This is a genomic window from Streptomyces recifensis (genome assembly GCF_002154615.1).
GTDB lineage: Bacteria > Actinomycetota > Actinomycetes > Streptomycetales > Streptomycetaceae > Streptomyces > Streptomyces griseoluteus.
This window is the reverse complement of the sequence record NZ_MUNH01000313.1, coordinates 1-2,635: the sequence shown is the minus strand read 5'-3', so window position 1 is coordinate 2,635 and position 2,635 is coordinate 1. Positions and strand designations below refer to the sequence as shown.

General features: G+C 71.8%; 5 protein-coding genes. 3 read left to right on the top strand and 2 right to left on the bottom strand.

The genetic code is table 11. From position 1 onward, the window contains the following. Positions 1 to 523, top strand: a 523-nt coding sequence (locus tag CCN33_RS17605; protein WP_140394576.1) for a helix-turn-helix domain-containing protein, incomplete at its 5' end; no start/stop codon positions are given. 147 nt (positions 524 to 670) lie between these two features. Here the strand turns inward: CCN33_RS17605 and CCN33_RS17600 are convergent. Both CCN33_RS17600 and CCN33_RS17595 read right to left on the bottom strand, forming a co-directional pair. Continuing rightward, positions 671 to 964: an MTH1187 family thiamine-binding protein gene (locus CCN33_RS17600; protein WP_086694546.1), complete on the bottom strand. Its 294-nt coding sequence runs from the start codon at positions 962 to 964 to the stop codon at positions 671 to 673. Beyond that, a complete protein-coding gene (locus CCN33_RS17595) occupies positions 961 to 1,305 on the bottom strand; it encodes a DUF3817 domain-containing protein (protein WP_086694545.1) in 345 nt (114 codons plus the stop codon). The genes CCN33_RS17600 and CCN33_RS17595 overlap by 4 nt, the downstream gene beginning before the upstream one ends. A gap of 197 nt (positions 1,306 to 1,502) precedes the next feature. Between CCN33_RS17595 and CCN33_RS17590 the strand changes: the two genes are divergently transcribed. Together CCN33_RS17590 and CCN33_RS17585 are read left to right on the top strand one after the other, a co-directional pair. Beyond that, positions 1,503 to 2,135 (top strand): AIM24 family protein, encoded by a 633-nt coding sequence (locus tag CCN33_RS17590; RefSeq protein WP_086694544.1) that lies wholly within the window; start codon positions 1,503 to 1,505, stop codon positions 2,133 to 2,135. Position 2,136: 1 nt separating this feature from the next. Beyond that, positions 2,137 to 2,635: AIM24 family protein (locus tag CCN33_RS17585; RefSeq protein WP_086694543.1), on the top strand; the 499-nt coding region annotated here is incomplete at its 3' end.

Genomic DNA, 2,635 nt, shown 5'->3' with positions numbered 1-2,635 from the left:
GCTGCGGGCGCTGCTGGAGGCGGACGTGGCCTTCCACTCGCGCCGTCTCGCCGAGGTCGGCCTCGGCACCCTGCTGCCCGAGCTGGACCCCCGGCTGAGCTGGGACGGCCGCACGCTGACCCTGCCGGGCGGGGTGTACGAGCGCCGGCTCGGCGGGCGGGGCCTGGTGCTGATGCCGAGCGTGTTCTGCTGGCCGGACGTGATCACCGGCTTCGACCCGCCGTGGCAGCCGGCCCTCGTCTATCCGGCGCGCGGTGTCGGCGGCCTGTGGGCCGAGCCGGGCACCCGCACCCCGGCGGCGCTGGTGCGGCTGCTGGGCCGCAACCGCGCGGCCGTGCTGGCGGCCCTGGACGACCCGGCGTCCACCACCGCCCTGGCCCACCGCCTCGGCCTCGCCGCGTCCTCTGTCTCGTCCCACCTGTCGGTCCTGCGCGACAGCGGCCTGCTGACGTCCCGCCGGTACGGGCACCAGGTGCTGTACGAACGGACCCCGCTGGGGATGGCGCTGGCCGCAGGAGGCTGACGGAACGCCGTCCGGCGGCCGGGACACGCCGGTGAGCCCGAGCGGGGTACGGACGCGCCGCCGGGCGGCGGCGCGAGGTGCCGGGCCGGTTCTGTCCGACAATGCGTGTCGTGGCCCGAAGGGCAGACGCGGATTGTCGGACAGGATCTAGGAGCCCAAGTGGCGCTCGACGGTCTCCACCTTGGAGGTGAGGCCGTCGGTGACGCCGGGTCGGATGTCGGCCTTGAGGACCAGGGAGACGCGGGGCGCGCGGGCCTCGACGGCGGCGACGGCGCGCCTGACGACGTCCATGACCTCGTCCCACTCACCCTCGACCGAGGTGAACATGGCGTCGGTGCGGTTCGGCAGCCCGGACTCGCGGACCACGCGGACGGCGTCGGCGACGTACTCGCCCACGTCCTCGCCGACGCCGAGGGGCGTCACGGAGAAGGCGACGATCATGCGTTCACGGTTCCTTCCTCGCGGGCGCGGGCCGCGATGACGGCGTTCTCGGACTCCCGGCGCAGCTTGCGCTCGGCGAAGAAGCCGCCGGTGGGCAGCACCGAGAGGACGAAGTAGAGGGCGGCGGTGCCGAAGCTCCACTTGGTCCGGTTCCAGGCGTCCAGCCAGAAAAGCACGTACAGGACGAAGAGCACGCCGTGGATCGCGCCCATCACGGGCACCGCGTCGAAGTCCGTGGTCCGCTTCAGCACCGAGCACACCAGCAGGACGAGGAAGGACACGGCCTCCGGCGCCGAGACCAGGCGGAGGCGGCGGAGGGCGGATGCGGTCTTGAGGTCCACGGGTCACCTTCGGGGGAACGTATACGGGGCGCGGGGTCCGGCCGATGGAGGGCCGACTCGTGATCCGCTTTGTGAACGGAAGCACAAGCGTCCTCCCATTGTGGCAAACGGCGCTCCTAGGGGTGTGCTCAGGGTCGTTCTCCACCCGGGGGCCCTGTTCTCTCCACCCGGCCGCCCGCTACTTTCGCGGTGTGGCGATGTTCCGACTGCAGGGAAGCAAGGTCCTCGCCGTCGATGTGACCGGGGACGCCGTGAAGGCGAAGAACGGCTCGATGGTCGCGTACGACGGGCAGATGGCCTTCAAGAAGCTGAGCGGCGGCGGTGAGGGGCTGCGCGGGATGGTGACGCGGCGGCTCACCGGCGAGCAGATGACGGTGATGGAGGTGAGAGGACAGGGGACCTGCTGGTTCGCGGACCGGGCGTCCGAGATCAATCTCGTCGCCCTGCGCGGCGACACGCTCTACGTGGAGTCGAGCAACCTGCTGGCGACCGACGCGGGCCTGCGCACGGGCACCGCCTTCACCGGGCTGCGCGGCGCCTCGCAGGGCAACGGGCTGTTCACCACGACCGTGGAGGGCACCGGGCAGGCCGCGATCCTGTCCGACGGTCCGGCGGTGGTGCTCCGGGTCAGCCCGCAGTACCCGCTGACCGTCGATCCGGGCGCCTACATCGCGCACCAGGGGAACGTACGGCAGTCCTTCCAGTCCGGCGTCACCTTCCGCACCCTGATGGGTGAGGGCGGCGGGGAGGCGTTCCAGATCCGCTTCGAGGGCGACGGGCTGGTCTATGTCCAGCCCAGCGAGCGGAACACGATCGCGGGGGATCTGTGAGATGAGCTTCCGGGAGATCAACTCAAAGATGGTCGAGGCCCGGCTGGCGCCGGGGCAGCGGCTGTTCAGTCAGCGCGGGGCGATGCTGGCGTACACCGGCGAGGTGTCCTTCACCCCGAACATGCAGAGCGGGCAGGGCGGGGTGATGTCGATGCTCGGGCGCCGGGTCGCCGGGGAGGCGGCTCCGCTGATGACGGTGGAGGGCAGCGGCACGGTCCTGTTCGGACACGGCGGCCATCACGTCCACGTCATCACCCTCGCCGGCGACACCCTGTACGTGGAGGCCGACCGGCTGCTCGCCTTCGAGGGCTCGCTGCGGCAGGGCACGATGTTCCTCGGCTCGCAGGGCGGGGTGATGGGCCTGGTGCGCGGCCAGGCGACCGGGCAGGGACTGTTCACCACCACCCTCCAGGGGCATGGCGCGGTCGCGGTGATGGCGCACGGCGGGGTCTTCGAGCTGCCGATCACGCCGCAGCGCCCGGTCCACGTGGACCCCCAGG

Coding starts and splice junctions, on each gene's coding strand:
- CCN33_RS17600 (WP_086694546.1), bottom strand. CDS start 964: ATGATCGTCGCCTTCTCCGTGACGCCCCTCGGCGTCGGCGAGGACGTG.
- CCN33_RS17590 (WP_086694544.1), top strand. CDS start 1,503: ATGTTCCGACTGCAGGGAAGCAAGGTCCTCGCCGTCGATGTGACCGGG.